5 protein-coding genes are annotated in these 4,676 nt (G+C 64.9%); 3 read left to right on the plus strand and 2 right to left on the minus strand.

The features are described from left to right. Positions 1 to 452: response regulator (locus AC1DJT_RS34610; RefSeq protein ID WP_476835857.1), on the minus strand; the 452-nt coding region annotated here is incomplete at its 3' end. Positions 453 to 654: 202 nt separating this feature from the next. On the opposite strand from AC1DJT_RS34610, the gene AC1DJT_RS34615 reads away from it, so the two are divergent. From AC1DJT_RS34615 to AC1DJT_RS34625, 3 genes are all read left to right on the plus strand, one after another. Next, positions 655 to 1,434 carry a HugZ family pyridoxamine 5'-phosphate oxidase gene (locus AC1DJT_RS34615; protein ID WP_141740036.1) on the plus strand — a complete coding sequence of 260 codons (780 nt, stop codon included), beginning with the start codon at positions 655 to 657 and terminating at the stop codon, positions 1,432 to 1,434. A gap of 193 nt (positions 1,435 to 1,627) precedes the next feature. Continuing rightward, the gene (locus AC1DJT_RS34620) at positions 1,628 to 3,238 is read left to right on the plus strand and encodes a phosphoenolpyruvate carboxykinase (RefSeq protein WP_476835858.1); all 1,611 of its coding nucleotides are present in this window, start codon (positions 1,628 to 1,630) and stop codon (positions 3,236 to 3,238) included. Positions 3,239 to 3,274: 36 nt separating this feature from the next. Next, complete coding sequence (locus tag AC1DJT_RS34625; protein ID WP_476767756.1) at positions 3,275 to 4,285, plus strand: Lnb N-terminal periplasmic domain-containing protein; 1,011 nt, start codon at positions 3,275 to 3,277, stop codon at positions 4,283 to 4,285. 112 nt (positions 4,286 to 4,397) lie between these two features. Here AC1DJT_RS34625 and AC1DJT_RS34630 read toward each other — a convergent pair. After that, on the minus strand, positions 4,398 to 4,676 hold a 279-nt coding region (locus tag AC1DJT_RS34630), incomplete at its 5' end, for a sodium:proton antiporter (RefSeq protein ID WP_476835859.1).

Consider the following 4,676-nt stretch of genomic DNA (forward strand, 5'->3'; position numbering starts at 1 on the left):
GTGCAGGTATGACGCTCCGGGTCCATGCGCAACTGGCCGCGCTCCAGGGCCTTGGCGTCTTCCGGCCGCGCTGGCGCGCTGACATCCTTGGCGCCTGCGCGGCGCAGGATCGCCTTGACGCGCTCGACCAGCAGTCGCTGCGAGAACGGCTTCCGGATGAAGTCATCTGCGCCCATCTTCAGGCCAAAGAGCTCGTCGATCTCCTCGTCCTTCGACGTCAGGAAGATCACCGGCAGGTCGGATTTCTGCCTGAGCCGCCGAAGCAGCTCCATCCCGTCCATGCGTGGCATCTTGATATCGAAGATCGCCAGATCCGGCGGGTTCTGCTTCAGCCCATCAAGCGCCGATGCCCCGTCCGTATAGGTCATGATCCGGTATCCTTCGGCCTCGAGGGCGATGGAGACCGAGGTCAGGATGTTGCGGTCGTCATCGACCAGCGCAATGGTTGGCATGGGCTTTACGTCTCTGGGCCGCGTTGCAATGACGGGTCCACTCTCGCGAGAGAGCGGCCAAACCGTGGCTGCAATCTAGCGGTGCCGTGACGGTTTCGCTACAGCCTAACGCGTTGTTATGCCGAAAGGGTCCGGAGCGGCTGTCGGCGGCTTCGGCTGGTGCGGCTCACCAAGGCCGATTTTTGAGGGTGAGGAGCGTGCGATGTCTGAGGTTCAGGGACAGGCGATCACGCCGCGCGGCGTCGAACTCGGGGGCACGGCGCCGGATTCCTTCGATGCGGTCGCGATGGCGCGCGAGCTGCTGCGCATTGCTCGCACGGCGCCGCTGGCGACCCTTGACCCGGCAAGCGGATTTCCGTTGTCGACTCTCGTGAATGTCGCGACCGATGTCGATGGAACGCCGCTTCTTCTGCTCTCGAAGCTCGCATTGCATACGCGCAATCTCGATGCCGATCCGCGCTGCTCGATCCTGTGCTTTGCGTTGGGGAAGGGCGACCCCATGGCCAACTCGAAGCGCGTCAGCGTGGCCGGGCGTGCCCTGCGCACCGACGATCCGCGGGCGCGGCGCCGGTTCCTGGCGCGTCACCCCAAGTCGAAGCTCTACATTGATTTCCCCGATTTTTCGCTCTTCCGGCTCGAGGTCTCCGGGCTCCATCCCAATGGCGGGTTTGCCCGCGCAGCCGAGATCGCGACAGGTGACGTCCTGCTCGACCTGACGGGGTGCGATGCGCTGATCGAGGCCGAGGACGGCGCCGTCGCACATATGAACGAGGACCATGCGGACGCGCTCGCGCTGTATGCGACGCGGCTGCTGGGTGAGGCGGAGGGGCGCTGGCGGGCGACGGGACTCGACCCCGAAGGGCTTGATCTTGTCTGCGGCGATGCTGCGGCGCGCCTTGTCTTTCCCGAGCGTGTCACCAGCCCGGGGGCGTTGCGTGCCGCGCTGGTGGCGCTGGCCCAGAAGGCCCGAGCTGCGGCCTGATGACGCTGTGCTGGAGGGCTCGGATTATTCAATCGATTTAGGGAAGCTTGTGCCTGCTCAAGTTTCGTCGGTGACTTGAGCCGGCGCCGCCATGCGCTTAAAGAGCGCCGCACTTGATCTCGCCCACGGTGGCGGAAGCACAGTCCGCCATGTCGAAACAAGGCGTCGAAGGGCGCCGTTTGGGAGAATGCCTGTGGAGACCATCGGTCACTTCAACACCGCCTGCGGCGCCGACACATTCGGCTTCCGCAAGCTCAAGGCGGTGCGCTGGAACTTCGAAGCGGCGCGCCTTTACGAGGAGTCGCTGCGGCGCGGCGAGTCCGAGATCGCCCATGGCGGTGCGCTCTGCGCCGATACCGGCAGCCATACCGGCCGGTCTCCGAAGGACAAGTTCGTCGTCAAGGATGCGCTGACGGAAGGAACCGTCTGGTGGGAGAACAACGGCGCGATCACGCCGGCGCAGTTCGAGACCTTGCTCGCTGATTTCATCGGCCACGCCGAAGGCAAGGAACTCTTTGCCCAGGATCTCTATGGCGGCGCCGACCCGGTGCATCGTGTCAAGGCTCGCGTCTTCACGGAGTTCGCCTGGCACTCGCTCTTCATCCGCAACCTGCTCATCCGCCCGGCTCCGGAAGAGATTCCGACCTATGTGCCGGAGATGACGATTGTCGATCTCCCCAGCTTCAAGGCCGATCCCAAGCGCCATGGCTGCCGCAGCGAGACCGTCGTTGCCATCGATTTCACCCGCAAGATCGTGCTGATCGGCGGCTCCGCCTATGCCGGCGAGATGAAGAAATCGGTCTTCACATATCTGAACTACATCCTGCCCACCAAGGGTGTCGTGCCGATGCATTGCTCGGCGAATGTCGGCCGCAATGAAGACCCGGCGATCTTCTTCGGGCTCTCCGGCACCGGCAAGACCACGCTGTCGGCAGACCCTGACCGCACGCTCATCGGCGATGACGAGCATGGCTGGTCGAAGGACGGCATCTTCAATTTCGAGGGTGGCTGCTACGCCAAGACGATCAAGCTCTCGGCCGAGGCCGAGCCGCAGATCTATGCTGCTTCGCAGCGTTTCGGCACCGTGCTCGAAAATGTCGTGCTCGACCCGATCAGCCGCGTTGTGGATTTCGACGACCAGAGCAAGACCGAGAACACCCGCTCGGCCTATCCGCTCGATTTCATCCCGAATGCGTCGCGCACCGGCCGGGCCGGCACGCCCAAGAACATCGTGATGCTGACGGCCGACGCGTTCGGCGTGATGCCGCCGATCGCCAAGCTGACCCCGGCCGAGGCGATGTACCATTTCCTCTCCGGCTACACCGCCAAGGTCGCCGGCACGGAGCGCGGCCTTGTCGGCGTCGAGCCGGAGTTCTCGACCTGCTTCGGCTCGCCCTTCCTGCCGCGTCACCCGTCGGAATACGCCAATCTGCTGCGCGACTTCATCGCCAAGCACCATGTCGATTGCTGRCTGGTGAACACCGGCTGGACCGGCGGMAAGTACGGTACCGGCCGGCGCATGCCGATCCGCGTCACCCGCCGCCTGCTGTCGGCGGCGCTGGACGGCTCGCTCAACCGCGCCGATTTCCGCCGCGATCCTTATTTCGGCTTCGCGGTGCCGACCTCGGTGCCCGGCGTCGAGCCGCACATCCTCTATCCCGTCAAGACCTGGCAGGATAAGGCCGAGTTCGCCGAAACCGCCAAGACGCTCGTCGGCATGTTCCGCGAGAACTTCAAGCGTTTCGAGAGCCATGTCGATGATGCCGTGAAGGCGGCAGCGCCGACCAGTTCGCTCGCGGCGTGACGCCCGAATCGGATTGATGTGTTACGAGAGGCGGCGATGAGCCGCCTCTTTTTGATTCTGCTGAAGCTTCTCACCACCCTCGTCATCGTCGGGGCGGGTCTTTGGGGCGTCGGCCTCCTGCTGTTCCGCCTCAACGGCGCGCTGGCCATCATGGGCGCCATCGGCTTCGGCTTCGCCGCGCTGGCCGGGCTGATCGGGATCTGGACCGGCGCCCTGCGATTGCCGCTGGGCTTCGCGGTCGTGTTCCTCGGCCTGCTCGGCTGGTGGAACAGCATGCTGCCATCCCATGATCGCGACTGGATCCCCGAGCTTGCGCGCCTGCCGGAGATCGCGCGCGAGGGCGACCGCATCACCGTCAGCAATTTGCGTCATTTCCGCTGGCGCACCGAAACCGACTACGATCAGCACTGGGAAACGCGCAGCTTCGACCTGTCGAAGATCGAGGGCGCCGATCTCTTCCTGTCCTACTGGTCCGGCGAAGCGATTGCGCATCTGCTCGTCAGCTTCACCTTCTCAGATTCCCCGCCGCTGACCTTCTCGATCGAGGTTCGGCGCGAGAAGGGCGAGGAATGGTCGTCGCTGGCCGGCTTCTTCCGGACCTATGAGATGGCCTATGTCGCCGCCGACGAGCGCGACATCGTTGGCCTGCGCACCCATGCGCGTGGCGAGGATGTCAGGCTGTTCCGGCTCGCCGCGACCCCGACCCAGGCCCGCGACGTGCTGCTCGCCTATGCCGCCGACATCAACCGGCTGGCGAAGAAGCCGCGCTGGTACAACACGCTGACGACCAATTGCACGACGGTGGTCTACCATCTCGTCGGTTCGGTTGCCCCCGGCTGGACCTTCTCGCTGCCGCTCGATCCGCGCGTGCTGCTCTCCGGCTACCTGCCGGGCTACCTCGCCCGCATCGGTGCGATCCGCTCCGACATGCCGCTCGACGAGTTGATTCGACGCGGGCGCATCAGTGAGCGGGCACGCACACTGTCCCTCGACGATCCCGCGTTTTCGCAGAGGATTCGCGAAGGCGTGCCGACGGGCCGGCCCTAGCGCCTCGCAAGCCATGGGGTGGACGCGCCCGGAGCGCCCCCGACCTCGTCCGTCCGTGAACCGGGGATGGCGGGCGCCCGGCACGGGGCCGAGCTGCCGCACAGGCCTGCAGCTACCTGAAGAAGATCACCGTCTGCAGCAGGAAGAGCGGGATCAGGATCGCGCCTGACCACAGCATGTAGCCGAAGAAGCTCGGCATATTGACCTTCCGATCCTTGGCGATGGCGTAGACCATGAAGTTCGGCGCGTTGCCGATATAGCTGTTGGCGCCCATGAAGACCGCGCCGGCCGAGATTGCGGTCAGCGTCAGCGCGCCGGTTGTCATCAGGGCTTTCGCGTCGCCGCCGGCAAGCTCGAAGAAGACCAGATAGGTCGGGGCATTGTCGAGGAA

This window comes from Allobosea sp. 05T422_2 (genome assembly GCF_056396265.1).